We start from the raw sequence: 26,367 nt of genomic DNA on the forward strand, positions 1-26,367 counted from the left end.
CAGCTCAACCGAGCGCACCGATCATGGGGCAGCCGGACAACGGACCTTGACGTGCAAATCATTAGTGAACTGTGCCACCGTGGTAGCATGGCGGCACAGTTCATAATTCCAGACGATGAGTCTTTTATTCTGGTACCAAGGGCTAGAAATTTACGGCCTCACACCCGCTCAAATGGTGAGCAACGCAATATTTCCACAGACCACTTTAATCACCAAAATCAACGCATGACAAAAATACCATGCGTTGCGATTCTGCCTTATAGCGTTTGTTAACTCTCGTTTAGGTCAACTAAACTAAACAAAGATAAAGCGGCAATAGCCTCAGTCACTTTAACACACATAATTAAATATTCTTTGTAGTTCATTTTTACATCTATGCCGTTATTCTGTTTATACGTGATTTTATTTTTTTTAGGGCTGTAATTCATATTGTTATGAAATGATGCATTTCTTAAATGATTATCGTAACACTCAGAAAGCTTATTTAATTCAACGTTGTTGCTTAAACAGCGCAATTTATCACCATTTCCAGTGTTTACATATTTACCCAGCGAGTCAAGACGTTCAAACTTATGAGGGTCCCCCCTCTCTATAGAGTTATTAATACCTGCGGGAATATAGAGAAGCTTTGCTAACACTTCATATGCTGAGCTATAGTGTTTTTTTGTACGATTAAAGTCTGTCGAAGATACTTTAACACTGCCTGATATTTCAATCCCGCGATTTAAGTAAGTAAACACCTGAGAAAACTCACTAAACAACTCTATAAACTCTTCAAATATATCATATACATCTACATTTTGAGTTTCACTAAAATTAACAAGCTCTTTGAGGGAAGCTGCTTTTTCTTTCTCAGATTTTAAGCTTTCATAAATTTCCAAACCATATGAACCGATAATATGATTTAGGAATTCACTAGTATGATATTCCTGTCCTTTTCCAGCGTTCCCCTGAAACTCACATATGTTTTTTGATATGTACTTATCCGCAAGTTCAACTTTACCCTTTCTTAAAAGCGACCAAACCTTCAAGTGAAATCGCATTTTTTCACTATTATAGTTATCATAATTAACTCGATGCTCAATAATTTCAGCTCTTATTTCCTGGTCCATTTCCGCTTGCATTCGCTGCATTTCAAGGCAATTAGACAACGTTGCCGTAAAAATATCACCAGCCTCAACAACTTTGTGTCCCACGCCAAAATCAGGATTTAAATGAACCTGTATCGCATCAAAGTAATCAAAATCACCCTCTTTACAGTTTTTTCCATACCTATATTTTAAATCAGTAACCGAAAACATATTTTCAAGTCCGAATTCCATTTCCTCTTCACATTCAGTACACGGAAAAGAATGATATTGACTATCTTCGCGTCCTATCGTTACCTTTAAAAGATGTTTCGTATCACATGTTTTGCATATGACTCTTGGAGTAATTACCATTATATACTCATTATATTTACGTAAAGAGAGTTAACGTCCACCTAAGGGACTGGCAACATGCATAACACTAAACTCAAACTCAACAGCCATAACCACCGCGGCTCAATGGGACTGGAAACACAACGCGTTGACAGTCCCTCTTGAGACATTTGTTATGCAATTTATATTGGGCGACCACAACCACCACAAACTTGACGACCACTAAAACCAGAAGGTCCAGTAAAAAGTCCCTTCTCTAAAGCCTTACCTGATGGCCCTGAAAAAAAGCCTTCAGTAGTAATAGTGAGCTTCGTAGAAAAAATATGGGTTAATATTTCATCTTGCTCAGATTTTGAAAGCCCACTAAACCAATTATCAAATATTTCTTTATTAGACATTTACTTCCCCTTATTTACTGGTGTATTACCACACAATTGACAACTACCTTTGAAAAAAATATATGGTGATGCAGAGCATACCGGACATACAACATTGCTATCACTAGGATGAAGTTTCTTGAGTGTATATCGGTAAGCATCCTGTGTTACTGAGCTAGAGATATTAGATATATTCTCTTGATCTCTCGCATCCTGCTCCGCAACAAACTTATAAAACCATGTCGCGTCTAACTCTCTGTTAGACATTAGTTCCTGAGCTTCATTCCCAATAGATATGTTTGTACGTCTACCAATTAAGTATGCTTCTTTTCGTTGCTCAAGTTTGAATATTAAGCTACAGATAGAAAGACATAGCAAAGCACCAGATGATATGTAAGATACACCATTCAGAAGTTCCTCATAACCTGTACCTTTAGCCCAAACCAAAGCAAGAGTTATTATAATAGGTACTAGAATCGTTAGTGCCGTAATAACGGTTGTAACAACAGATATCTTATTCAATTCATGTTTATATATATACTCAGCCGATAAAGCATCAGTCCGAATTTGCAATAGTTTGCTCTCTCTAGCAGAGCTAGCCGCCAAATTATTATTTTCCTTTGCCAAAGGCCACCTCTTTAAAAATTGCACAAAAGTTTTTTACGGAAAGTTTCCACATAGTATCGAAACTCTATTTCGTATATATAAAACACGATTTAAAAGTATCACTGACATTTCAAAACCCTGCGCTGACTGGCTTGGCACACGCAGTAAACATGTGCAACCATTCGTCATAATCCGGCAATTAGATTCTGTGGTATCCATCACCTTGTATCCCGTCTCCTGGTAAACAAGATAACTACCTCTGAGGGTTTTAGTTCCCTGCACGCTGCTTTATAACCAGCTTGAAGAAAAGGTAACCATCAATCATCTAGGCTGCCATTAGCATCGTGAATATGACAGATCAGTAGGGTATCAAACGCAGACTATTGCAGTCAGCAAAAAGTTATCTATCAGGCTGATTTCTGTTTCACTTTTTGATGCAGGTCAGCCTTGTGGAGCGAACGAAGAGAGGATCGACAGTAGCAACCAGCGCCGAGGGGCGCCCTGATGACGACCACATCGTGCCAGAACAAGAAAAAATCGGAGGGCGCTATTGCGCCCCCAGTCCTTTCAGTACCATCTGCCGCCCCTCTGGCGTCAGCGACCCCATCAAGCTCAGCACCAGCTGGTTGGTAGTCTTGGCCGAGGGGCTCAGGGTGTGGGCGAACGACAAGGTGGCCACCCAGCTGTGGCCACACTCCGCATCGGTGCACTGACAGTAGAGATCCGAGACATCATCGCTCAGTCGGTTGGTCTTGGTAATGCGGCCCCGCTGGCCACACACTTTGCAATAAACCCGCATTACGCCCCCTTTTCTATCCAAATCAACAGCCTATCTTGCCACAGCGAACACTGTTTGTTTATACAGTTGCACCGATATTCTCCCTAAAATCGACCCAGAGGGAGCGAGGGAGTCCCGCGCTGTTGATGGCATCCTGGATAAGCTCACACAGTGGCAGCACCTCGTTTCTGGCATAGGTCGCATCGTACTTCTCGGGATCTCCAAGCCCGCCCCCACCATTGGTCGGAATGATGCCGGCCAGCGCCGCCGGGAATCGGTGGCTAGTCAGCACGTCCTGGGCGGTGATCCCCTTGATGGCGGCAAACTCGTCCTTGGTCGCAATGTCCCCCACCGGGATCAGCTTGATGCCATCAGGCTTGCCGTCCGGAATGTTGACGAACATGGAGCGAAAGTTCCCCACCCCCTTGCTGCTCGCGATCATCTCCTTCATCTCTTTTTCAGTGTCATCGTCCATATTCGGGTCGGTGGCGTAGAAGATGAACCCCATGTGGGCGCCGTTGAGGAAGTATTTGCGCCGAAACAGGGTGGCGTCCTGGTTGAGCAGGGCCGACTGCAGGCCGCCCAGGTAATCGGGCATGCCATAGACCTGCTGCTCTGGGTCGTACTGCGCCAGCCAGATCACCTCCTCCGGCCGGTAAATCAGGTTCGGCTTGCCCTGCTGCTGCAGGTACACAAAGCAGCCATCCTCACGCCGGCGCAGGTAGACGCTCGATAACGGGTGCAGCCCCACCACCTGGCCAAAGCCGTTGCGCAGCTTGAGCATGCCCGCATCCCCGAACTGCAGGTAGTTGTGCACGAACGCCGTGATGGTGGCGCGCTGGTTGGTGAAGCGCCCCGCCACCATATTGCGTCGCGCCATCAAGATGGCCCCGTGGTGGGCATTGGCCCGCGCCACCTTGGCCAACCCCTTGCGCTCGATGGGCGGCTGGTAATACTCGCCGTAGGGGTTGTAGAACACCCCGGTGTAGTCGGTCATCCAGGCGGTGGGGTCGACCGCTTCCGGCATGCTGAACACCACAGAAGAACGGGTAGAAGGGGTGGCAGTCTTGGCCGGTCGTTGCTGTCGTTTGGTCATGCTGCCTTTCTCTCCTGACTGGTGACCCAGCTGGATTTACGTTTGCGGTTGGTATCGAGCGGCTCATTGGCCACGGCGTGGGCGATAGCAAAGAACACGTCGGCGTGGCCGGTCACGTTGTCGCGGGCGGCGCGGAACGTCATCTGGCCGCCACCGGTGGTGCTGCGTTTGATGGCCAGGAACGCCAGCGGGATATCCCGGTCCGAGCTGTCCCACTCGATGCGGTTTGCCTCCACCACGTCGATCATCTTGAGTACCAGCCGCGACTTGCTCTCGATGCTGTAGTTGATGGGGTGGCACACCCCTTTGAACACAGGCTTGAGCAGGTCATAGACCCCGGAGCCAATGCCGGACACATCAACCCCCAGATAAGTGACCCGGAACTTCTTGGCGATGCGTTCGATCTCCTGCGCCTGGTACTGGAAGTTAAGCCCGCGCCAGTAGTGCTTTTCCAGCACCCGGAACCGCTCGCCGGCGACAGTGGGCGGGGCGACCACCACCAGGGTGGCGTTGTCGCGGGTGCGACTTGGGTCATACCCCAGCCACACCTCTCGCCGGCCAAACGGGTCGGGCCGCCCGGGCTTGTAGTCTTCCCACCGGGTCGGATCCACCCCCGCCCGCTCCATATCCTGGAACTTGAACACCGACAGGGCATCGTCGATAAAGCGGCACAGGTAGAGGCGATCGAACACCTCCTCTGGGTACTCGTCTTTGAGCTCCTCGATGTCGATGAGGTTGCAACCCAGGCGTATGGCATCCTCGACGGTGATGACGTAACGCCACTGCCGATCGGGACAGATGCGGCCCCCGTCGCGCAGGTCGTCTTCACCAGGGAAGTCGATAGCCTGCCGACTTGGGCGAGTACCCTTCCAGCGATCCCCGGTCCAGAACCGGTACGCTTCGTGCACCTTGCTCGATGGGGTCGAGAAGTAGGTCTTACGCCAATGGCTTTGGGTGGCCATGGCACTGGAGACATCGGAGAGCCGCTCGAAGTTGGGGATCCAGCCACTCGCTGAAATCGTCGGCGCTCAGGTGGCCGATCTGGTTCTTACCTTTCTTGCCGCCCCTCCCCTTACTGCTGCCGCCATCTTGGCCGCCTCGGCCACGGCGCGACCGCTCGGCAGCGGGTTCATCGCTACTCTCGCGGCGGGTGGTGAGCGCCTGCTGGCGTTCAGCCCACTTGAGGGCTTTCTCTTTCAGGCTGGCATGGTGGCCAATGAGTCGGTCCAGCTCATCCTGCTCGCCCGGGGTTTTCTTCTCGCGATCCAGCAGCACATTGACCCGGCGGGCAATGGCATCCTCCACCGCCTCATCGGTCAACAGCTCCCGCCAGCCGAGCTTTTCGGCCCAGTAGTAGACAATGCGGCAGGAGTTCAGACCCAGTTCGTCCTTGATCTCCTGGGGGGTCCATCGCTTAAGGTAGAGTCCCTTTGCTGCCTTGCGGATCTCTTCGGGATACGCCACGGCGCCTCCATCGATATGAATGATGGCGCCATCATAGCCAGCCCCTTACCCCCACTTATCCCACTGATGTTCTGAGCAATTCGGATATCCCGCTGGATCCGAATCCCCCCGAACACAACCGGATGAAACCCCCTTCCCGACCCGATAGCCTGAGCCCGTATCAATTGGGAGCAGGCATGAACGAATCAACCTTGAGAACTGGCTTTGTCTGTATCGCCACCGAAGGCAAAGCGGTGGACGGCCGAGACATCACCCGCGACTGGCTGGTCGACATGGCCGAGACCTACGACCCGACCTATTACACCGCCGTCATCTGGCCAGAGCACGATCGCTGGTCCAGCTATGGCACCGTGCAGGCGCTCAAGACCGAAGAGGTCGACGGCAAGCTCAAACTGTTCGCCGTCCTCTGCCCCAACCGGGATCTCGTCTACTGGAACCAAAGCGGCCAGTACCAGTTCTGCTCCATCGAACCGTTCGAGCAGTTCGCCGATCTGGGTCGAACCTACTTGATTGGCCTGGGCGTCACCGACCAGCCCGCCAGCACCGGCACCACCCATCTCAAGTTCAGCAAGAGCAGCAAGGGCCAAACCATCGGCACCAGCGAACCGCTGGATCTCTCCATGTTCAAGCTGCCCAAGCACGAGAAGCCCGACAGCCTGCTCTCAAAGCTGTTCAACCTGCTGTCCAGCCATGGCGAGCACGACCCCCAACCCACCCCCAGCCAATCCGAGGATGAGGAAATGAAACCAGAACAGTTCGATCAGATGCTGGGGGCCCTGACAGGCCTTGGCACCAAGATCGATGCCTTCAGCGCCAAGCTGGAAACCAAACCGGAGACCGAACCTGCCCCGGGCATCGACCCGGTAAAAGAAGACAAGCCCGGCGTCACCACCGAGCAGTTCAACCAGCTGCAAACCCAGCTCAGTGAACTGACCGCCAAGATCGACAAGTTCTCCGTTGAAGTGCCGGGCCAGCGCCCGGGCGCGCTCGGCGGTGACGATACCCCCACCGCATATTAAGGAGCGACCGTGAGTCAGACCCTAACCGTCCAGGCCCGTCAGCGCCTCGAAAAATACAGTGCTGCCCTGGCCAAGACCTATGGCATCCCCGTTAACGTGCTGGACAAACAGTTCAGCGTCATCAGTGGCCCGGTAGAAACCGGCCTGCGCGCGGGCCTGCTCGCCTCTGTCGAGTTCCTGAACCTCATCACCTGCATGGATGTGGATCAGATCAAGGGCCAGGTGGTGCAAGTCGGCATCGGCAAGCTGTTCACCGGCCGCAAGAAAAATGGCCGTTTCAACGGCAAGGTTGGCGTGGATGGCAACACCTACGAGCTGACCGAGACCGACTCCTGTGCCTCGCTCGACTGGGCGACCCTGTGTGTCTGGGCCAACGCCGGCAGCGAGGGAGAGTTCATCCGCCTGGTCGGTGAGTTCATCAACACCGCATTCGCCCTCGACATTGTGCGGGTCGGTTGGAACGGCGTCTCTGCCGAAGAGACGACCGACCCGGAGAAAAACCCGCTGGGTGAAGATGTCAACAAGGGTTGGCACCAGATCGCCCGCGAGTGGAACGAAGGCAGCCAGATCATCAAGGCCGGGGCCGGCAAGAAAATCCACTTCGACCCGGACGGCAAGGGCGATTACAAGACCCTGGACGAGATGGCCTCCGATCTTATCAACACCACCATCGATCCCCTGTTCCGCCAAGACCCGCGCTTGGTAGTGCTGGTCGGTACCGAACTGGTGGCGGCGGCCCAAGCCAAGCTCTACAGCGAAGCCACCAAGCCGAGTGAGCAGATCGCCGCCCAAAAGCTGGCCGAGTCCATTGCCGGGCGCAAGGCCTACATCCCGCCCTTCTTCCCGGGCAAGCGGATGGTAGTCACCACCCTGGACAACCTGCACTGCTACACCCAGCGCGGTACACGCAACCGCAAAGCCGAAGATAACCAGGATCGCAAGTGCTTCGATAACCAGTACTGGCGGATGGAAGGCTATGCCCTGGGCGAACACCTGGCCTATGGCGGCTTTGAAGAGGCCGACATCGAGATCGGCGCCGCACCGGCAGCGCCCGAGGCCTAAGCCATGAGCTCACCCGGTCAACGTCACAAGCAGCGCGTTCAAGCCATGCAGGGGGCCGAGCAGGCCGCCTGCTCTGGCATGGCCACCGGTGCAGTGGCAGACAGCCTGCACCTGCAACTGGTTGCCCTGGAACAGGACATCGTCCGGCTGCGCAAGCTGGCCCGCATCGGGGACCGGGTGAATATGAAACGCGATGAGCTGATGCCCAAGTACCGCCCCTATGTGGAGCGCTATCTGGCCGCCGTTAGTGAGTCTGGCCAGCCCTATCAGAACGAGCTGTTTCAGCGCCTCATCATCTGGGCCTTTGACGTCGGGGATTTTGATGCAGGCATTGCCTGGGCGGAGCTCGCCATTGCCCAGGGCCAACGCACCCCGAACAACATCAAGCGCGACTGGGCCCACTTTGTGGCCGACACCGTGCTGGAGTGGGCCGAGAAGCAGTCCGCCGAGGGCCATGCCGTTGAGCCCTGGTTCTCCCGGGTGTTCGACAAGGTGCGCAATGACTGGCGCCTCAACGAGCGGTTGACCGCCAAGTGGTTCAAGGCCGCCGGTTGCCTGCTGTTGCGGGACCACGACGGCCAACCTCGCCCCAGCGCCGTGGGGGACAGCGCCATCCTGGAGCAAGCCGATCACTGGCTGGCTCAGGCCGACCAGCTGCACGGCAAAGTGGGCGTCGGCACCTTGCGCCAAAAGATTGCCATGCGCCTGCGGGCGCTGAATCCGGAGCAATAAGACTCTCCGCGCCACCGCACCCCGGCGCGAATGCCATGGACAGCCTCTGGCTAACCCAGCGGCAATTGCGTGGCTACAGGGGTGCCCCATTTCAACCAACCAGCGAGGCACGCCATGTTTGCAGGCAAGGACATCGACTACAGCGCCGCCACGATCCGCAATGACGGGTTCTGGCCGGATGTGGCCGTCGCTGACTTCGAGCGCCGCCGCGCCCTGCCTGCCGATCTGGATACCCAGACCACTGGCGCCGCCCTGCTGGCCGCCGTCTCTGAAATCAACCTGCAGTTGGCGAGCCATCAGGCCACGCTGCTGGGCAAGGGCTACACCAGCGCCGCCGAGGTACCCGGGCCCAGCCTGGAAGGGGGCAGCAATGCCCTGACAGAGCAGTACCTGGCCGCCGTATTTGCCCGCGCCAAGGCGGCCCTGCTACCCGAGTTTGCCAGCGTCACCGAACGGGCGACCGCCAACAACCAGGTAGAGCGATCGCCAGACCAACGCGCCCAGCTGCTGGCAGAGAGTCAGCAGCTGGTGCGCAGCATCAAGGGCAAGCGCCGGGCGGGAGTCTCGCTGATATGAGCAACGACATGAACGAGCAACAGGCCCAGGGCTACTTCCTGCAGGCGCTCCACGCCGAGCTGTTGCGGGTATTGCCGGCCAAGTGCCACAAGCGCCTGGATAGCTGGATGGAGAACGGCACCATCAAGCTCGAACCCAAGAACATGGGCCCCACCGGGGTGAACGTGGCCTGGCTCACCTACCAGGCGGTGTTCACCATCGAGCAGTTGCCGTTTCGCGAGCTCGACCCGGCCATCCTGTTGGCCACCGTCGCCGCCTGGGTGCAAGAGCACGACGACTACCGCGAGCAGTACGAGTTGCCCGATCCCGAGTACGCCGCACCCCGAATGACGAGCAGACCGCGGATCTCGAGATCCAGCTCCCCTTTACCGAGCCGCTGCGCCTGGTTGAGCACGAGCAGGGCCCCATCAACTGGGATGGCAAACGCTGGAACGTGGCCCCCTATGACATCTGGGTGGCCGACCATATCAACCTGAACGTGGGTGATACCGGCCATCACCAGATCGGTGGCCAGCCATGATCACCATCACCCTGGATACCCGTCGTGGCAAAGACCAGCTCAACCTGCTGACCCTGCCGCCCAAGCAGCGCAAGCGCCTGGTGTGGCGAGCAGCGAATGAGATGAAGAAGCTGGCTGCCCGTCACGTGCGCCAGCAACAAGACCCCAACGGCCAGCCGTGGGCGCCGCGCAAGCGGGGCAAACGCAAGATGTTGCGTGGCCTGCCCAAGCTGTTGCAGATCCGCGAGCCTCGTCAGGACGTGGCGGAGCTGGGCTTCACCAAGGGCACCATGAGCGCCCACGCCGGGGTCATCGCCAACACCCACCAGAAGGGGCACACCTACAAGGTGACGGCAGCCAGCCGGCGCCGTATTGCCCCCAGCGACGGCAGCAAGAACAAGCAGGCCAGCAAGGCACAAGCCCGCAAGTTGCGGGAACTGGGGTTCAAGCGCCCGGGCAAGCGCAAGCGCTCATACCGCTCGGCCTCGCTGGGCTGGATAACGGGCAACCTCAACTACGCCCAGGCTGGGTTGCTGATCAAGAAGCTCAAAGATGAACCGGTCAAAGAGAGCTGGGAGATCCAGCTACCAGCCCGCCCGTTCCTAGGCGCCAACACCCAGCAGCGCGAACAGGCCTTTGCCCGTGCGCTGCAGAGCATCAACTACGGCTGGGACGTCAACAAGCAAGGCATGAAGGGGAAATAACGGCATGTGGCCTTATGTACAGATCAACAACTTGAACCAGATGCAGGGGCCAGTGACGGAAGTCGAGCGTCACCTGCTGTTCATCGGCAGTGCGCCGACCAACACCAACAAGCTGCTCTCGCTCAATACCCAGTCCGACTTTGACACGCTGCTGGGCGAGGCTGACAGCGAACTGAAAACCAACCTGCTGGCCGCCCGCGACAACGCCGGCCAGAACTGGACGGCCGCCGCCTTTGTGCTACCGACCGACATGGATTGGAAGGATGCCGTTCGCTCCGCCCAGAAAACCCAGTCATTCGAGGCAGTCGTGGTGCTGGGGCAGGAGTGGGACGCGACCAAAATCAACGCCGCTCACGCCCTCAACCAAGAGCTGATCGCCAAGTGGGGTCGCTGGCAAGCCATGCTGCTGGCGGTACCGGGCATTGTCTCCACCGCCGAGGGTGGTCAGGACTGGAGCGAATACGAGGCTGAGCTGGCCGCCCTGCAGAATGGCATCGCGGCTGAATCGGTCTCCCTGGTCCCGCAGCTGTGGCCAAACCTCATCGGGGCTTACGCCGGCCGCCTATGCAACCGGGCAGTGAGCATCGCAGACAGCCCTTGCCGGGTGAAAACTGGCGCTGTGGTCGGCCTTGGCGCGACCCCCAAGGACAAGGACGGCACCGAACTGCAGCTGGCCACCCTGCAGACCCTGGAAGCCAACCGTTACTCGGTGCCGATGTGGTACCCGGACTTTGACGGCACCTATTGGGCCGATGGCCGCCCCCTGGACGTCGAGGGCGGCGACTACCAGGTGATCGAAAACCTGCGTGTTGCTTACAAGGTCGCCCGCTGGATGCGCCTGCGCGCCATCGCCCGCATAGGCGATCGCTCGTTCAACTCCACCCCGGGCAGCACCGAGGCCGCCGTCATGTTCTTTGGCAAGGACCTGCGCCAGATGGCCAGCGCCATCACCATCAACGGCCAGCCGTTCCCGGGTGACATCGCCTCCCCCAAGGATGGCGACATCCGCATCCAGTGGACTGCCAAGAACCTGGTCTCCATCTATGTGGTCGTGCGCACCGTGGACTGCCCCAAAGGGATCACCGTCAACATCATGCTCGATTTGAGCCTTAACAACGGGGAGGGCTAACCCATGACCCGCCGTATTTCAGGCCAGTCCTTCGACACCACCCTGATGGGCACCATGGTGCACATCGAGAAGGCCAGCCTCTCAATCACTGACAACAGCGCCGTGGCGCAAACCCGTGGCATCCCTGATGGCTATATCGATGGGGATGTGGCCGCAGAGCTGGAGTTCGAGCTCGATGCCAAGAACTTCAAGATGCTGTGTGAGAGCGCCAAGCGTCAGGGCAGCTGGCGCGGCATGAAGCCAGACGATGTGCTGTTCTACGCCGACACCGGCGACGAGACCATGAAGGTGGAAGCCTTTGGCGTGAAGCTGGTGATCTCTGACCTGCTCGATATCGATCCCAAAGGCGGCAGCAAGGGAGTGCACAAAATCAAGGGGTTCGTCACCTCGCCGGACTTCGTGCACATCAACGGCATGCCGTACCTGTCGGATGACGACACCCGTCACCTCAAGGGCTAACCGATGGATCTGATCGACCGCGCCACCCAACACGCCGAGCGGATGCTGGCGGCCCAGCTGGATAGCCAGCTTGGCCGCAGCCACTACCAGGGCGAGAGCTTGCACCTTTGCGAAGCATGCGATGACCCGATCCCGGAGGAACGCCGCCAGCGAGTCCCAGGGGTGCGCAAGTGTGTGCCCTGCCAGAGCCGCGCAGAGCGTCGCGGCCAATAAGTATCGAGAACGGGATATGAACCCTATGCCAAACAAAGACCCCACCCTCTGGGCCGCCCTGCTGGCCTGGCTGATGGACAACTGGCCCGCAGTTTCCGGGGCGCTGCTGGCGCTGAGCATTTCGTTTATGCGCATCACCTATGACGGCGGCGGCGGGCGCCGCCGCCTGATCGAATCCACCATGTGCGGCCTGATCACCTTGGCCGCCGCCTCCGGCACCACCCTGCTGGGCGTGCCCTATGAGGCATCCCCCTTTATCGGCGGCATGGTGGGGCTACTCGGCATGGACTTTATCCGCGATCGGGCAAAGACGGTTTTCAACAAGAAGGAGGGATGACATGGCGCTGCGCTGGATTGAAGAGGCTCGCAAGTTCTTGGGCCTCAGAGAGATTAAAGGGCCCAAACATGCCCAGGCCATCCTGGATATGTGGAAGGCGATCAAGCGGGGCGGCATCAAAGACGATGAAACCCCGTGGTGCGCCGCCTTTGTCGGGGCTTGCCTTGAACGGGTCGGTATCCAGTCGACCCGCTTCGAGAGTGCCAAGAGTTACCTGGACTGGGGCGAGAAACTGGATCGCCCCGTGCTTGGCTGCGTGGTGGTGTTCACCCGTGACGGTGGTGGCCATGTGGGATTCGTGGTCGGCAAGTCACCCTCCGGCAACCTACTGGTGCTGGGTGGCAACCAAGGAGATGAGGTGAATATCCGTGAATTTCCACTGACCCGCGTCACCGGTTACCGCTGGCCATTGAATGAGCCGCTGCCGGTGGGTGAGCTGCCGATCGGTACGCCAGCCCGGCTGTCCATGGTGGAAGCATGAGCACCATCAGCAAGGTACTGGGAATTGTTGGCCTGCTGCTGGTGTTGGCGCTCTATGTCAGCCACCGCCACACGGTGGACATGCAGCGCACCTTGACCGCGCAGCAGACCACGATCACTGACCTGCAGACAGCCAACGGCCAGCAGGCGACCGAGCTCCTGGCTCTGCAACGGCAAGCAAAGGGGTTGCGTCTGCTGCTCGACAACCAGAACGCGGCGTTGGCCGAGCTCGACAACCAGAACAGGAAAACCGCCGATGAACTGCAAGAAGCCTTGGCCACGCCGCCGGCGGACCGCCCGGATTGCGCTCGTGAGCCTCTGCCTAGCGATGCTCTGCGCCTGCTCCAGCCAGCCCACGACCGTGGTGCAAACCCAGGTGGTCAAGCGGCTACCTCCACCCGGGTTGGTGCCCCACTGCCCGGAACCTGAATTTAACGGCACGACCTGGGGCGAGGCAGTGGCCTTTATCCCCACCCTGCAGGGCGCACTGCGCCGCTGCCAAACCCAGCTCAACACCCTGAATCACTGGATAACCCAAGAGGAAGCCACCCCATGAACAAACAAACCATCACCCTGACCATCGCCGGCACCGATATCAGCTTTGCGCCCACCCTGGTGGCCTACAACAGCTACATCAACGGGCTGTCGATGAGCGACAAGGTGGCGCCGGCTCACAACTACCTGAAGAAGATCGTCTGCACCGATAGCAAAGAGGCCCTCGATGAGCTGCTCAAGCGTCCCAGTGCCGCGCTGCAGCTGGCGGGCGCCATCAACAAAGAGTTCGCCCCTGATCTGGACATCACCGTAAAAAACTGACCGCGCGTGCCGAGGCCATCGAGCGCAACCAACTGGAGCAGGTGCTGGCGCTGCGACGCTACTACCTGCCCCATGAGGATGACGACATCGAGAGCCTGGCTCGCGCTACCTGGTTAGACAAGTACCACCGAGACTCCAACGCCATCGCCGTGGCCGAGGGTATCGCCAAAGCACTGAACGGATAAGAGACCCCTATGGCCTGGATGGAAAAATTGATGATGCAGGTGGCGTTGGTTGACCAGGTCACCAAGCCCCTTGCCGGCATCAATGCCCAGATGGACAAGGTCAGCAAGGCGGGCCGCCAGGGCTGGAGCAACATGGCCATGGGGGCCACCACCGTCGCTGGCGGCGTCATGGCGATCCAGGGGGCCCTAGGTCCCGCCATCGAAATGGATCGGGCGCTGGCGGAAGTGGCCTCCCTTGATGTGCAAAAGGATGTGCTCGGGGCGCTGGGCCGCGAGGCGCTCAAACTCTCCATCCAGTATGGTGAGTCGGCCACCGAGATCGTGCGCTCCTCCTACGATATCCAATCCGCGATCGCCGGGCTGGAGGGGAACGAACTGCCCGCCTTTACCCGCGCTTCCACCACCCTGGCCAAGGCCACCAAAGCCGATACCGCCACCATCACCAACTACATGGGCACCATGTACGGCATCTTCGAGCAGCAGGCCAAGCAGATGGGCAAGGCCAACTGGGTCGAAAATGTGGCCGGCAAGACCGCGCTGGCGGTGCAGCTTTTCAAGACCACTGGCCAGGGCATGGCCGATGCCTTTGGGGCGATCGGTGCCAACGCCACCGCCGCGGGCGTCTCGATGGATGAGCAGTTCGCCGTGATCGGCCAACTGCAAGCCACCATGAGTGGCGGCGAGGCTGGTACCAAGTTCAAGTCGTTCCTGGCTGGTGTCGGTGGCGCTCAGAAGGCGCTCGGCATGCAGTTCACCGACTCGGCAGGCAACATGCTGCCGGTGCTGACCATCCTGGACAAGCTCAAGATGCGTTACGGCGAGACCATGAGCGTGGCCGAGGGGGATGAGCTCAAGAAGGCGTTCGGCTCGGATGAGGCAGTTGCCATGATCAAGCTGCTGATGACCAACACCAAGGGGCTGGCCACCAACATCAATGCGCTGGCCAACACCCACGGCATGGGCAAGGCCGAGCAGATGGCCGCCTCAATGACCGACCAGTGGGAACGGGTGACGCAAGCATGGTTTGCCATCCGTGCCGCCGCCTTCGGCGTGGTGCTGCCTGCCATCAATGCGGTGGTCGGCGTCTTTGCCGATGGCGCCAATGATGTGCTGCGCTGGACTCACCTCTTCCCGAACCTCACCAAGGTGATCAGCTATGCCGCTCTGGCTTTTATCGGTCTGGGAGTGGTTACCGGCGCTTGGTTGCTGCTCGTCGGAATGGCTCAGTTGGCCGTCGTGGGTCTGGGTATCGTATTCGGGGCTCTAGCGTGGCCCATTCTGGCAGTAGTCGCTGCCATTGCAGCTCTTGTGATGTGGTGGGAACCCATCAAAGCATTTTTCAGCGGCCTCATCTCTGCCATGGCCCCAGCTATATCAACCGTATTCGAGCCTTGGGCCGCCATTTTGCCGGTAATCTGGGATGGCGAGTCTGATCGGCATCATCGCCCAGTGGCTTGGAACAACCAATGAAGCCTCAGGCGCCTTCACCAACATGATCGCACTCGGGGAGGCAGCTGGAACCATTCTAGGAACAGTCTTCAAGCTGTTGCTATCGCCTATCTGGGCCGTGGGTAAAGCCATCCAATGGGTACTGGAAAAACTCAATGTATTGCCAGGGATTGACCTGGATATCAGCTCTGCAATGCCTGACCTCAACCTGCCGAACCCCGAGAACATCAATGCCCCGCTCGCCCGTTATCGCCAGGGCGGCCAGAGCAGCATCCCATCCGGTGGCATTGGCCAGCAGCTGATCCAGGCCAATGCGGCCGCGACGACAGCCAACCAGAAGCCGACCAAGGCCATTCACATCGGCGAAGTGCACATGACCAGCCAGAACCCGATGACGCCGGAGCAGATGGCCGAGAACGCCTGGCTGGAGACCAAGTAATGAGTGAGCCTAAGTACATCGATCTCCTGGTGGTGAACGGCGCCTGGCAACTCGATGCCGGCGGCCAGCCGCGCACCACCCAGGACCGCCACAGCATCGGCCAGGACATCAAGCACCGCATCATGGAGTCGGGGCTGGCCCGCAAGCTCATCGGCGAGCGCAGCCCGACCCTGCGCGCGGATGTGATGACCGAGATTGAACTGCTGGTAGAAGACGACGAGCGGCTGGTGCCGGGCACCATCGTGATCCGTGAAGAGGCCCCCGACCGGGTGCTGGTCACCGCTCGCACCTATGAATTCGGCGAACTGGAGGTAACCCTGTGAACCTGCGCCCAACCGTGGACTTTATGGCCCTGCTGGCCGAGACCGGTGTCCCGACCACCGAGGCGGCCATGGAGGCCGAGCTCAAGAAGGAGGTGGTGGCCGCCGGCTCGCTCATCACCAATGACAGCGACGTGAGCCCGTTCTGGCGCCTGGTGCGCAGCGTGGTGATCACCCCGGCGCTGTGGCTTATCCGCACCCTCTTGGCCGGCCATGTGCTGCCCAATACCTTTGCGGCCACCGCCACCGATGCCTATCTCGATCTCAAGGCCTGGGATGTGGACTTGACCCGCAAGAGCGCCCAGAGGACCCGGGGCCTGGTCAACTTCGTCAAGGCCAACCCGAGCGAGGCCGTCACCATCCCGGCCGATATCTGGGTCACCACCGAGCGCATCAACGGCACCATCTACCGCCTCAAACCCCTGCAGGCGGTGGTAAGCCCTGCCGGCGAAGCGGTCGCCCGGGTGGTGTGCGAGGCCGAGCACGCTGGCGCCGCCTGGAATCTGGCCCCGGGTTACTACAACCTGCTCAGTGAACCAGTGACCGGCATCCTGTCGGCCCGCAACGATGACAAGGAGTGGATCACCACCCAGGGCGCCGATGCCGAGGGCAACGATGCGCTCGGCCTGCGCATCCAGAACCAGTTTTCGGCAGTGGGTCGCTACCACATCGACGCTATCTATCGCTCGATGCTGGCCAGCGTCGCGGGCATTCGTGCCGATCACATCTTCTTCGAGCATGAGGCCCCCCGGGGTCCGGGCACCGCCAATGCCTACGTCCTGCTGGAGGTGGGCGCGACCCCGGCCAGCCTGATTGAGCAGCTCAACGACTACGTGGGCCGCCAGGGCAACCATGGCCATGGGGATGACCTGTTCGTGATGGCCATGCCTGAAACCCAGCACAGCCTCACCCTGGAGCTATGGCCACAGGCCAACCTCACCGACGAGCAGAAGGCCTGGCTCAAGACTGGCGCCGAGAACCTGGTCAAGGCGGCGTTTCGCCAGTCGGCAGACTTCCCGAGCGTCACCCGCACCTGGCCGCGCTCGCGCTTCTCGCTCTCGCAGTTGGGCCGTGAGCTACACAGCCAGTTCCCGCAGCTGCAGAGCCTGCACTTTAGCGAGAGTGACATCCTGTCGGGGTTGGCCATCCCGCGCCTGAGCAAGCTGGCGGTGACCCTGCATGACTAAACACGACCTGCAGGCCCCCACCCTGCCCGATGCCAGCGCCCCCTGGTGGGAGGACGGTTACACCATCAGCCCGGCCCATGCCGAGCCGGGGTTTCTGGCCAAGGGCATCAACGCTTTCTGGCAACGCCTCAAAGGGTGGCTGCTGCTGCCGCTGGCCCAGCAAGACCCGCTGACCTGCTCGGAGTCCCTGCTCTCCCTGCTCGCCTGGGAGCGGGACATCAAGCGATTCAACGGCGAACCGCTGGCGCTGTTTCGCAAGCGGGTCAAGTTCGCCTTCATCAACGCCCGGGACGCCGGCGAGGTAGCCGGCTTCAAGCGCATCTTTGAGCGCCTCGACATTGGCTGGTGTGACATCCACGAACGCCAGGCCGGCACGCCCTGGGACGTCATCACCATCGAGGTGACCGATGGCGCGATCGCCGGCAACCAGCAACTGATGGAAACCCTCATTCAACACTATGGCCGCACCTGCCGCCGCTATCGCTTTCAGGTGGTTTACCCGGTCACCGGCACCCTGCACACCGGTCGCATCGACATGAGCCAGCAGGGGTTCGGCGCATCACTCAAGAGGACAGCATGAGCCAGATCATTACCAACGCCTTCTCCCGCTACTGGCAGGAGTGCCTCGCCACCCAAGTGCCGGTGGTGCTCGATGAGTTCGTGCTGGCCAATGTGCCGGACCTCGATCCCGAGGCCCCCATCAACCCGGACGGCAGCCTGCCAGACGCTGGCCAGATTGTGCATCGCCACACCGTGGACCAGCGCGGGCGCATCAACAACGACGCGGTGGCCTACACCATCGTGATGGACACCACGGTCGGCGATTTCAGCTTCAACGCCATGTACCTCATCAACAGGGCCAGCGGCGTGGTGGGGATGATTGTGCACAAGGGGCTGGAGACCAAACTCAAGACCAATGAGGCCACCGGCCAGACCGGCAACAGCCTGGTGAAATCCATGCTGATGGAGTACGACCGGGCAAGCGAGGCCACCGCCACCCACGTGGACGCCAGCACCTGGCAGATTGACTATGCCGCCCGCCTGCGCGGGATGGACGACGACCTGCGCTTGCAGGCGCTGCAGTTCTTCGGGCCGGCCACCTTCTACGGCAACGGCTTTAATCTGGTCAACGCATCGGGGGTCTACAAGGTGCAGCCCGGGGTGGCCTACGTGGGCGGCCTGCGGGCGGAGCTGAACGAGGTCAAAAAGGTGACTCCAGGCGCCAAGCCGGTGGGGCTCTGGCTCGATATCTACCGGGCAGGCTCTCTGCTCGATGCCTGGGTGAATCACTTCACCCTTAGCTTAAGCGTGCCAGAGCTCACCGACTACCTGGACGCCAACGGCTATCAGCACCATGTGGCCAAGGTGGCCATCGTCAATGCGGACGGCAGCGTCACCGACGTGCGCCGCAAGCGCACCATCGAGCTGACCGGCGATGTCACCGGCAAGGGCATCCTGGAAGATGCCCAGGGCGTCACCATCGCGGTGGAAATAAAGGATGGTAGCCACCGCCACCAGTGGGGCGATCTGGACGCGGTGCCGGAAACGGCAACGCGCTGGCCAACCAAACACGAAATCAGCCTGGAGCAGGTGAACAACTGGCCTGCGACCTCAGAGCTGACGGATACCAGCGACAATAAGTACGCCACTGCGGGCGCCGTGGCCAAAACCCATGCCCGAGCATCGGCAACTTACCCGGTTGTCCGCGTATCAGGCAGTAATGCCCCGGCGCTCAGCGCTTATGCCAAGCTCTGTGAAATGGACAGCAACATCGGGGAAAACGCAAACCTGTACTCCGCCATGGTCTCCGGCGGCGCCAATTATGGCAGCCCCTATAGCCCCAACTATCTGGTGACCCTGTCATCCCGTGGATATGTGGGGATAGGCCCTCTGCCTGACTACCTGGCCAACGTCACCTTTTTAGGGCCAGGTGCGCAACCCGATGACGTTGGCTTTTTGATCCGGCGCCAAGGGGAGCGCATTGAGCTGTGGTTGAAGCTCGCCCCCTATTCGTACCCCGTTTCGATTCAAGTCATCAATGTTGTGAGCGCAGACCCGACCGTCAGCCCGGCGCAAGCCGCTTATCCCGATGGGGCAACGCCAGTCAGGATCAATGCGGTTTACACCACCGCCAGCAAGCCAACCCCCTCAGAGGTCGGCGCAGTACCTTATCGGCGCCTTAGTGAATGGACAGGCAGTGGCATAGAGGGGGCGGTGATTGGTCAGTTGGCCTGGCGAAACTATGGCAATAATCACACCATTTTTGATGCGTCAAACAGCATTGCACCCGACGGTTCTCGCGCGGTGAACCCGCTGAATTCAGAACTAACCTGGGGCGCGAGCCAACCCACATTGATGGGGTGGAATGGGCAGAATACCTATGGTGTCAGGGTGGATAGTGCGCGAGTCGTTGACCCCCACAACCACACTGCCGCACAGGGCAATCAGGATCTCGTCGCGGGAGGATGGGGGCAAGTTGGCACGTATGTTTTTGCTAGAAACCTAAGTCCTACCGACATTGGCATTTCCGGCACGATCCCGGGTTCAAGTTTAAGGCCAGCAAACCCCTCAAATACCTATGATGGCATTCAAGATGTTGCGTTGCCTGGCACCTGGAAGGCCATGGGGTATAGCCACGTAGGTGGTGGTGATGACACCAGGGTAACACTGTGGTTTCGCATCGCGTAATGAGGAGAAATATTGATGAAAATTGAAATGCTCAACGCCAGCAGGCCCCGCCACTTGGCTGGAGATACCGAGTCCGTCACCCTTGATGTACTGTTTAGTCACCTCCCCGAACATGTGCAGTTCACCGCCCGCAAGGATGATCCGGAAGAGCATGGCCGCGAACTGTATAGCCGAGCAGTGTTCGGTGAGTTTGGCGATATTGAGGTGCTCCCGCCACCACTGCCGACCGAGGCCGAACAGCAGACCATCCTCAGTGACAAGCTGAAACAGGCGACTACCGTCATGGCCCCGCTGGAGGATGCCGACAAGCTCGGCATCATCAGTGAACCAGAACGCCAGCAACTCACCGCCTGGCAGCGCTACCGGGTCACCCTCTACCGTCTGCCCCAAAGCGAAGGCTGGCCCGCCGAGGTCTGCTGGCCAAAGGCGCCGCAGTGAGTTGGTCACAAGGGGCGCTGCACTAGCCCGTCAGCACCGCCACGCAGCACACCCGCGCCCAGGGTGTGCTGGGCCAACTCCCGGCCAGCCAAAGCAACGCCATGGGACGCCTGCAGGGGCTGGCGGCGCGGGCTCAGTACCGTCGCCACCCGTTAAGCCATGCCGCCGCCGGGTTGGCCAGCCTGCGGGCCGAACTGGACCAGTTACTGGTGACCGGCCGCTGTCTCACCGTCACCCCCTATCAGCACGGGGTGGGCCAACAGCAGGGCCAACAGTTCAGCCTGGCCGCCCCCAATGCGGTGGCCACCCTGGCCGCCAAGCTGCAGGATGGCGCCGACCCTTTGCTGCCCTCTGGCCAGCTGCATGCCATCGCCTGGCTGGTGACCGGCAACAGCGCCGATGACCTGGCCCAGCAGTTGGCAGCCCTGTGTGCCCTGCTGCCACTGCCTGAGTGGTGCGCCACCCTGCGGCGCCTGCGCGCCAACAATGACACCATGAGCCAGCCCACGGCGGCCAAGGTACCGCGCTGGCGCGCCGATGAGCCGCTGCTCTGGGCTCCGCTGCGCCCGGCCCGCATGGCGCTGGGGGCAGAGCTGGCACAACTAGAAAGCCTGGCCCGGGATAGCCAGACCCCGATCGCCAAGCTGCAGGGGCTGGCGACGGGCCGCGCCGCTCGCCTCGATGCACTGGCCAAGGCACTGGCCCAGCTGGCGGCCCTCTCAGGCACGCTCTGGCACTGGCAGGGTCAGGGGGACGCGGCCAGCCTCGCCACCCAGCTCGGGCAAAGCGCGCCCCCGGATCACAGCATGAGCATGACGGTCGGCGCCCTGCTGCTCTCCCCTTCCCCGCTCACCTTCTGGCAGGAGTTAACCCCATGAGCCAAGCCATGCTGACCCTCGATGGCGAGCCCATCATCATGAAGTCGATGCGGGTGTCCGCATCGATGCAGTTTCAGGACAAGGACCAGAGCGGCCAGACCAGCTCGACCAGCAGCGCCGAACAGGGTGCCAAGGGCAAGGAGCTCGACATCTCCGGCCTCATCCCGTTCAAGGAGGAGCGCATGTTGAGCCGGCTGTTTGAACTGGCTGACGCCAAGGGCAACGGCGGCAAGCGCCACGTTTACCGAGTCGGGTCGCTCTTGGCCAAGTCGGTGAAGGTGCGCCAGGCGAAGTTTGCCGGCCGCATCAGCGCGAACGAGCAGGAAGGGCTGCTGGCCTGGCAGGTGCAGTTCACCCTGAAGGAGTTCAACTCGGTACCGGAGAAGCGCGAGCAGCGCCTGCCGAAGAAGACCCCGACCGTGGGCCAGGGCACCGCCAACACCAGCGCCGCCAAGCCGGGGTCAAAGACTGATGGCAGCGGCGAGCAGGACCTGAGCGGCTTCGAGCGCTATGTACTCAAACCGATGGATGACATGCTGGCATGAAACTCTCGACGTCACTGACCCTCGCAGGCCAATCGCTGCACCTGGTAGACCACGACCTGGTGCTGGATCTCAACGCCGGCGGCCGCGCGGCCCTCACCATTGAAGGGACGGCCCGCAAGGGACAGACCTTCACGCTGGACACCGGCTACAACGGCGACCTGCGCCGCTGGTTCACCGGCTACGTGTACGACGTACAACCCGCCGCCAATGGTGCCAGCAAGCTGCTGTGCCGCGAGCTGGCCGGGGCCTTGGGCTCTCGGCTACCGGTCAGCCAGCAGCATGCCACCCTGCGCGGTCTGCTAGCCTGGCTAACCGATCGATGCGGGCTCACCTTCCTGCTGCCCCAGGGCACCGATTACACCGACCTATCCCCAACTTCACCAGCGCCGGCACCGGCTATCAGTTGCTCGACAACGCCGGCCGCGCCTTCGAAGTAGCGGATTTTGTCTGGTACCAGCAACCTGATGGCGCTATCTACGTGGGCAGCCACACCCACAGCCGCTGGGCAGGCAAAGAGGTGACGCTCGATCCCGCCTGGTCGAGTCGCCAGGCAGGCGACACCCTCACGCTGTCGCCGGTGCCGGCCATCCGCCCCGGGGCCATCATCAACGGCAAGCGGGTGATGCGGGTGCGGCTCAAGGGCGACGAGATGACCCTGACCACGGCCACCCCGGGCAAGGCCACCAAGTCGCCAGAGCGGCGCAAGATAGAGGGGGAGTTCCCCGAGCTGGCCGACAGCATGCACCTGCCCAAGTTCGGGCGGGTCGAAGCCATCAGCGACCAGGCCAGCGCCGGCCAGCTCAATGACCCGTTCCATCCCCGCTATGCGGTGGACGTGCAACTGCTTGGCGAAGATGGCCAGCCGGACAAGGCGGCTCCCCTTTATCGGGCTGTACCGCTGCCGGTGCAGTTCGGCGGGCAGGAGCAAGGCCTGCTGCAGTTCCCCCTTGAGGGGACGCTGGTTGAGCTGGGATTTGCCTTTGGGCGGGCCGACCGGCCCTTTATCCGCACCGTGCTCGGCAATGGCTGGCCCCTGCCGGACATCGCCCCAGGCGAGCAACTGCAGCAACAGCGGGCCGAGGTGTTCAGCCGCACCGATACCGTGGGCAACCTCTACCGCCACACCGACCGGCGTCTGCACGACCGCGCCCTGCAGATGCACCACCAGAGTGACGACTACCAGGGGGAACATGGCCAGTATCAGCTGCAGGTGGCACAACACAGCATCGAGGAGGTGGGCGGGTTCAAGCTCATCGAGGCGCTGGGCGCCATCGAGCTGTTGGCCGGGGATGATCTCACCCTGGGGAGTCTGGGCAACATGAACCAGACCACGGCGGGGGATCTGGTCGAGGTGGTGGGCCAGCTGCGCCGGGCGGTTGCCGGCGAGCTGCAACACCTGGAGGCGCCCCGTTCGTGGATGGGGACCGAGGGCGTGAACATCTTCCGGCTGCTGCTACAGCTGATGAACGTGGTGGAGCAGCTGGCAGCAGCCACTGCCAGCCACACCCACGGCAGTGGGCCAGCCCCCGGTAACAGCGGGGCCATGACGGGACATGGCCAACAGGCCAAGCAGCTGGCCGGCCAGCTATCCCCCATCATCGAGTAAGCCACCAAGCAAAGAAGGCCCCACACCGTGGGGCCTTCTTCTATCTGCCTGACAGCGCCTGAGCATGGCCAGGGAATGGCGCCGCATGAAGAGGCGGCCATCGGGCAGCGCTGCATCATACGTGAAGCCTGCGCACGCTCACAGCCTCCCAGCGCATGCTGGCGACGCCCACCGCCGCGTCTACGTCACGGAAACCGCGCTCTTCCGCTCCCGCCTGCACGCCGCACCAATATAATTTTTTGCAAAAGTGGATTACCGCAAAACCATAGGCCCAGACCGCGCCAGATAAAGGATCTCGGGCGAGGTGAGGATCTGAAAGGATCGAAAGAAATTGCAGGGTTTTACAGTTTGAAAGGGCTCTGACTCGTGACGCCGAAAACGTAACTCGTTGAATGTATTGGGATGGGCGTACTTTCCGTGGGAATTTGAACTATCGGGAAGGATCCATCTTGCCACGAAGGAACAGCTAAAATGCTTTTATGTCAGATAGTTAAGAGTAATGGATAGCATTCTGATAACTGAAGTTTTGAAAAGAACAAAAGCTTTGATGTTCGAGCAGCAAACTGACTTCCAATCAGCATGTATGGAACTTCCATGCTAGAACCAATTAGAGGATTGTCGAATATATCCGAAACTCATACGATACCTTACAAAATCACGTAAGAGAGGCTATCGTGACCCAATCTGATGCCCAAAAAATACTGACTTACAAGACAAAGAGCTCAGAAATCCAATCAATACGAGCAACCAACACTCCCCGCTCATTACTACCCTTTCTAAAGTATTTACTGGCAGCTCTTCCGTTGATGACTGCTGCAATATATCTATGTGGTATGGCATACCATGTTGGCTATCTAGAAGCATATGGTCTTACCAACAATCAGTTCCCCCTAGCAACTGATGAGTCAATTTTGCTTGGGTTCATCTCGCTAGTGCGAATGCTTCAGGACAAGATACTCATTGCTGCGGGCGTGATCGTAGGAATGTTGTCTCTTCTCATTCTGGCATCAATGACAGCCAAATGGCGTAAAGCACTATGGAGAAAAACTTTAATCCCAAATTTGTGCAGCAAGGTTTCTTTATGGGTAGATAGCAAGCGACCCTCGAAGGAGGATTCAGCCCCATACCTCAGTTGGATTGAATGGATAGCTATTCTATACGGCGTATTTGCAGTGCTGACTGTACCCACGGCTCTTGTATGTGCCGTTGCATTGTTTTCCTTTCTCCAAGGCGTTGACACTGCAGGCGAAGAACAAAAGCATATGGCTAAAGGATATTTTGCCAAGCATCAAGCACAGGTGACATTAGCCACCAAAGACAAGCCAATGATCCAAGTAGCCTGTAATACTAGCCATTGCGCATACTGGGATGAAGATGGCACCACTATCTTGCGCCATGATCAGATAAATAAAACTCTGTTTGTTCCCAAAGAAACCAAGAAATCCTGAGCCCTAAAACAAGGCTACCTTGTACAGATATAATGATCTACCAGACACAGTTCTCAAACCGGTGTCTTGTCTACTCGACTAAATCACTGAAAACTCTGTCGCCATTTGGCCAAAAACAAAAAGGCCACTATTGCTAGTGGCCTTTGTAAGTCTTTGATTTTAATGGTGCCCGAGGCCGGAATCGAACCGGCACGCCTCGAAAAGCGAGGGATTTTAAATGCCTATGGGCAGCCTTTAAAAACAATAAGTTACGTAAAAACATAAACTTACAAGCACGACATTATGCAACAGTGCGCGGTGTTATGTGGGCCGCGTGGACAAAATGTGGACATCAGCGAAGTTTGTTGACCGTCAGTGGATTGAGCCGTAAAGCATCCTCAAGGTGGTCTGGGGCAAAGTGCGAATAGCGCATCGTCATGGTAATAGTCGAGTGCCCGAGTATCTTCTGCAACACCAAAATGTTACCACCGTTCATCATAAAATGACTGGCAAAGGTGTGCCGCAGAACGTGGGTGCTCTGCCCTGCCGGTAGTTGGATTCCCGCCCGATTTATCGCCGATTCAAAGTGGTGGTAACACTCACTGAACAGCTTGCCTCGCCGCTTGGGGATTATGTCGATCAGCTCCTGGTTGATAGGCACTGTTCGACGTTTGCCACCCTTGGTGTGGGTAAACGTCAACCGGTTCTGTGCCACTTGCGATTGTGTCAGGTCTTGGATCTCACCCCACCGCGCCCCAGTGGCCAAGCAGAGCCGCACCACGGTACCCAGGTCAGCGTGGCTAGATGAGTCGCAGGCATCGAGCAGCGCCTTGATTTCATCAGGATACAGAAACGCCAGTTCGGACTCAGTGACCCGGTAAAGCCGCATCCCGGCCAGTGGATTTTCTGCCGTCCACTCACCCAACCGTTTGAGCTCATTAAACACTGCCCGTAAATAGGCGTGATCACGGTTAACCGTCGAGGCGCTCACCCCCTTGCCATCCTGCGTTGCAGCCCGCCGATCACTCACAGCCCCAGACAGGCGCGCCTCTCGGTACTTGGCAAAGTCATTACCGGTGAAGTCGCTGGCCAGTGGGTTACCCAGGCTTTCGCAAATCAGCAGCAGCTTGGATCGGCGCTGCTCTCCATCACGCAGGCTTTGGCCATGCAGGCCAAACCAGCGCTCAACTAGGTCGGCCAGTCGGCGAGCGTCAACTGGCGGCTCTACCAGCGGCTCATCTTCTTCACCAAGCCATGGCTTCTCAGCGAACTGCTCAAGCTGCCACTGCTCCCATGCTGTTGCCTCCCCCTTGGTGGCAAACCGCTTGCGTGGGCGTGGGCCACTGCGACCACCAGGGCGGACATCGGCAAGCCAGGGGAACGGCTTGCCGTCATCAAGTTTTCGGACGGTCATAAGAGCTTAATGGAGCAGATGAA

Annotated in this window: 28 protein-coding genes and 4 pseudogenes; 25 read left to right on the forward strand and 7 right to left on the reverse strand. The window is 58.8% G+C overall.

All coding sequences use genetic code 11. The features are described 5' to 3' along the window. Positions 1-269: 269 nt before the first annotated feature. The 6 genes and pseudogenes from EL255_RS13045 to EL255_RS13070 form a co-directional block, all read right to left on the reverse strand. Positions 270-1,322: a hypothetical protein gene (locus EL255_RS13045; protein WP_157013114.1), complete on the reverse strand. Its 1,053-nt coding sequence runs from the start codon at positions 1,320-1,322 to the stop codon at positions 270-272. A gap of 281 nt (positions 1,323-1,603) precedes the next feature. Next, complete coding sequence (locus tag EL255_RS13050; RefSeq protein WP_126623355.1) at positions 1,604-1,819, reverse strand: hypothetical protein; 216 nt, start codon at positions 1,817-1,819, stop codon at positions 1,604-1,606. Beyond that, positions 1,820-2,425, reverse strand: coding sequence for a mobilome CxxCx(11)CxxC protein (locus EL255_RS13055; RefSeq protein WP_170176008.1), 606 nt, complete (start codon positions 2,423-2,425; stop codon positions 1,820-1,822). Between the two features lie 526 nt (positions 2,426-2,951). Continuing rightward, positions 2,952-3,203, reverse strand: a complete 252-nt coding sequence (locus tag EL255_RS13060) for an Ogr/Delta-like zinc finger protein (protein WP_017786922.1) — start codon at positions 3,201-3,203, stop codon at positions 2,952-2,954. A 58-nt stretch (positions 3,204-3,261) separates the two neighbouring features. After that, positions 3,262-4,278 carry a phage portal protein gene (locus EL255_RS13065; RefSeq protein WP_042654657.1) on the reverse strand — a complete coding sequence of 339 codons (1,017 nt, stop codon included), beginning with the start codon at positions 4,276-4,278 and terminating at the stop codon, positions 3,262-3,264. Continuing rightward, positions 4,275-5,742: pseudogene (locus tag EL255_RS13070) on the reverse strand (phage terminase large subunit family protein). The gene EL255_RS13065 and the pseudogene EL255_RS13070 overlap by 4 nt, the downstream one beginning before the upstream one ends. 176 nt (positions 5,743-5,918) lie before the next feature. On the opposite strand from EL255_RS13070, the gene EL255_RS13075 reads away from it, so the two are divergent. The 25 genes and pseudogenes from EL255_RS13075 (at position 5,919) to EL255_RS13185 (ending at position 24,951) form a co-directional block, all read left to right on the forward strand. Continuing rightward, positions 5,919-6,761 carry a GPO family capsid scaffolding protein gene (locus EL255_RS13075; RefSeq protein ID WP_042654656.1) on the forward strand — a complete coding sequence of 281 codons (843 nt, stop codon included), beginning with the start codon at positions 5,919-5,921 and terminating at the stop codon, positions 6,759-6,761. Positions 6,762-6,770: 9 nt separating this feature from the next. Then, positions 6,771-7,823 (forward strand): phage major capsid protein, P2 family, encoded by a 1,053-nt coding sequence (locus EL255_RS13080; RefSeq protein WP_042654655.1) that lies wholly within the window; start codon positions 6,771-6,773, stop codon positions 7,821-7,823. A 3-nt stretch (positions 7,824-7,826) separates the two neighbouring features. Next, positions 7,827-8,555: a phage terminase small subunit gene (locus EL255_RS13085; RefSeq protein WP_042654654.1), complete on the forward strand. Its 729-nt coding sequence runs from the start codon at positions 7,827-7,829 to the stop codon at positions 8,553-8,555. A gap of 114 nt (positions 8,556-8,669) precedes the next feature. Then, positions 8,670-9,131: a head completion/stabilization protein gene (locus EL255_RS13090; protein WP_042654653.1), complete on the forward strand. Its 462-nt coding sequence runs from the start codon at positions 8,670-8,672 to the stop codon at positions 9,129-9,131. Further along, a pseudogene (locus EL255_RS13095) lies at positions 9,128-9,651 on the forward strand (phage tail protein). Before EL255_RS13090 ends, EL255_RS13095 begins: the two are co-directional and overlap by 4 nt. Continuing rightward, a complete protein-coding gene (locus EL255_RS13100; protein WP_042654652.1) occupies positions 9,648-10,334 on the forward strand; it encodes a phage virion morphogenesis family protein in 687 nt (228 codons plus the stop codon). The pseudogene EL255_RS13095 and the gene EL255_RS13100 overlap by 4 nt, the downstream one beginning before the upstream one ends. Positions 10,335-10,338: 4 nt before the next feature. Further along, positions 10,339-11,463: a DUF2586 domain-containing protein gene (locus EL255_RS13105; protein ID WP_042654651.1), complete on the forward strand. Its 1,125-nt coding sequence runs from the start codon at positions 10,339-10,341 to the stop codon at positions 11,461-11,463. A 3-nt stretch (positions 11,464-11,466) separates the two neighbouring features. Beyond that, positions 11,467-11,922, forward strand: coding sequence for a phage protein (locus EL255_RS13110; protein ID WP_042654650.1), 456 nt, complete (start codon positions 11,467-11,469; stop codon positions 11,920-11,922). A gap of 3 nt (positions 11,923-11,925) precedes the next feature. After that, positions 11,926-12,135: a TraR/DksA family transcriptional regulator gene (locus tag EL255_RS13115; protein ID WP_042654649.1), complete on the forward strand. Its 210-nt coding sequence runs from the start codon at positions 11,926-11,928 to the stop codon at positions 12,133-12,135. Positions 12,136-12,160: 25 nt separating this feature from the next. Then, entirely contained in the window at positions 12,161-12,472 is a 312-nt protein-coding gene (locus EL255_RS13120; RefSeq protein ID WP_042654648.1) for a phage holin, lambda family, read from the forward strand. 1 nt (position 12,473) lies between these two features. Further along, complete coding sequence (locus tag EL255_RS13125) at positions 12,474-12,953, forward strand: TIGR02594 family protein (protein WP_042654647.1); 480 nt, start codon at positions 12,474-12,476, stop codon at positions 12,951-12,953. Further along, entirely contained in the window at positions 12,950-13,381 is a 432-nt protein-coding gene (locus tag EL255_RS13130; RefSeq protein WP_042654646.1) for a hypothetical protein, read from the forward strand. The genes EL255_RS13125 and EL255_RS13130 overlap by 4 nt, the downstream gene beginning before the upstream one ends. Continuing rightward, complete coding sequence (gene lysC, locus EL255_RS21590; protein WP_232018950.1) at positions 13,281-13,508, forward strand: Rz1-like lysis system protein LysC; 228 nt, start codon at positions 13,281-13,283, stop codon at positions 13,506-13,508. The genes EL255_RS13130 and lysC overlap by 101 nt, the downstream gene beginning before the upstream one ends. Then, the gene (locus tag EL255_RS13135; protein WP_042654645.1) at positions 13,505-13,768 is read left to right on the forward strand and encodes a putative phage tail assembly chaperone; all 264 of its coding nucleotides are present in this window, start codon (positions 13,505-13,507) and stop codon (positions 13,766-13,768) included. Before lysC ends, EL255_RS13135 begins: the two co-directional genes overlap by 4 nt. Positions 13,769-13,809: 41 nt before the next feature. Then, positions 13,810-13,953, forward strand: a complete 144-nt coding sequence (locus EL255_RS21375; protein WP_167335821.1) for a DUF6890 family protein — start codon at positions 13,810-13,812, stop codon at positions 13,951-13,953. Between the two features lie 9 nt (positions 13,954-13,962). Continuing rightward, positions 13,963-15,841, forward strand: a pseudogene (locus EL255_RS13140) (phage tail tape measure protein). Beyond that, on the forward strand, positions 15,841-16,164 hold the full coding sequence (locus EL255_RS13145; protein WP_042654643.1) for a DUF2590 family protein: 324 nt from the start codon (positions 15,841-15,843) through the stop codon (positions 16,162-16,164). Before EL255_RS13140 ends, EL255_RS13145 begins: the two are co-directional and overlap by 1 nt. Continuing rightward, complete coding sequence (locus tag EL255_RS13150; RefSeq protein ID WP_042654642.1) at positions 16,161-17,348, forward strand: baseplate J/gp47 family protein; 1,188 nt, start codon at positions 16,161-16,163, stop codon at positions 17,346-17,348. The genes EL255_RS13145 and EL255_RS13150 overlap by 4 nt, the downstream gene beginning before the upstream one ends. Continuing rightward, complete coding sequence (locus EL255_RS13155; protein WP_042654641.1) at positions 17,341-17,928, forward strand: phage tail protein; 588 nt, start codon at positions 17,341-17,343, stop codon at positions 17,926-17,928. Before EL255_RS13150 ends, EL255_RS13155 begins: the two co-directional genes overlap by 8 nt. Beyond that, the gene (locus tag EL255_RS21600) at positions 17,925-20,036 is read left to right on the forward strand and encodes a phage tail-collar fiber domain-containing protein (protein ID WP_042654640.1); all 2,112 of its coding nucleotides are present in this window, start codon (positions 17,925-17,927) and stop codon (positions 20,034-20,036) included. The genes EL255_RS13155 and EL255_RS21600 overlap by 4 nt, the downstream gene beginning before the upstream one ends. 15 nt (positions 20,037-20,051) lie before the next feature. Then, complete coding sequence (locus EL255_RS13165) at positions 20,052-20,474, forward strand: tail fiber assembly protein (protein ID WP_232018868.1); 423 nt, start codon at positions 20,052-20,054, stop codon at positions 20,472-20,474. 65 nt (positions 20,475-20,539) lie between these two features. Continuing rightward, complete coding sequence (locus tag EL255_RS13170; RefSeq protein WP_048823202.1) at positions 20,540-21,352, forward strand: hypothetical protein; 813 nt, start codon at positions 20,540-20,542, stop codon at positions 21,350-21,352. Continuing rightward, a complete protein-coding gene (locus tag EL255_RS13175) occupies positions 21,349-21,897 on the forward strand; it encodes a baseplate complex protein (RefSeq protein WP_042654638.1) in 549 nt (182 codons plus the stop codon). The genes EL255_RS13170 and EL255_RS13175 overlap by 4 nt, the downstream gene beginning before the upstream one ends. Then, positions 21,894-23,503: pseudogene (locus EL255_RS13180) on the forward strand (hypothetical protein). Before EL255_RS13175 ends, EL255_RS13180 begins: the two are co-directional and overlap by 4 nt. A 674-nt stretch (positions 23,504-24,177) precedes the next feature. Beyond that, entirely contained in the window at positions 24,178-24,951 is a 774-nt protein-coding gene (locus tag EL255_RS13185; protein WP_126623356.1) for a hypothetical protein, read from the forward strand. 331 nt (positions 24,952-25,282) lie between these two features. Here EL255_RS13185 and EL255_RS13190 read toward each other — a convergent pair whose 3' ends face one another. Further along, positions 25,283-26,344 carry a phage integrase gene (locus tag EL255_RS13190; protein ID WP_042654636.1) on the reverse strand — a complete coding sequence of 354 codons (1,062 nt, stop codon included), beginning with the start codon at positions 26,342-26,344 and terminating at the stop codon, positions 25,283-25,285. Between the last annotated feature and the right edge of the window lie 23 nt (positions 26,345-26,367).

Source organism: Aeromonas encheleia (genome assembly GCF_900637545.1).
Taxonomy (GTDB): domain Bacteria; phylum Pseudomonadota; class Gammaproteobacteria; order Enterobacterales; family Aeromonadaceae; genus Aeromonas; species Aeromonas encheleia.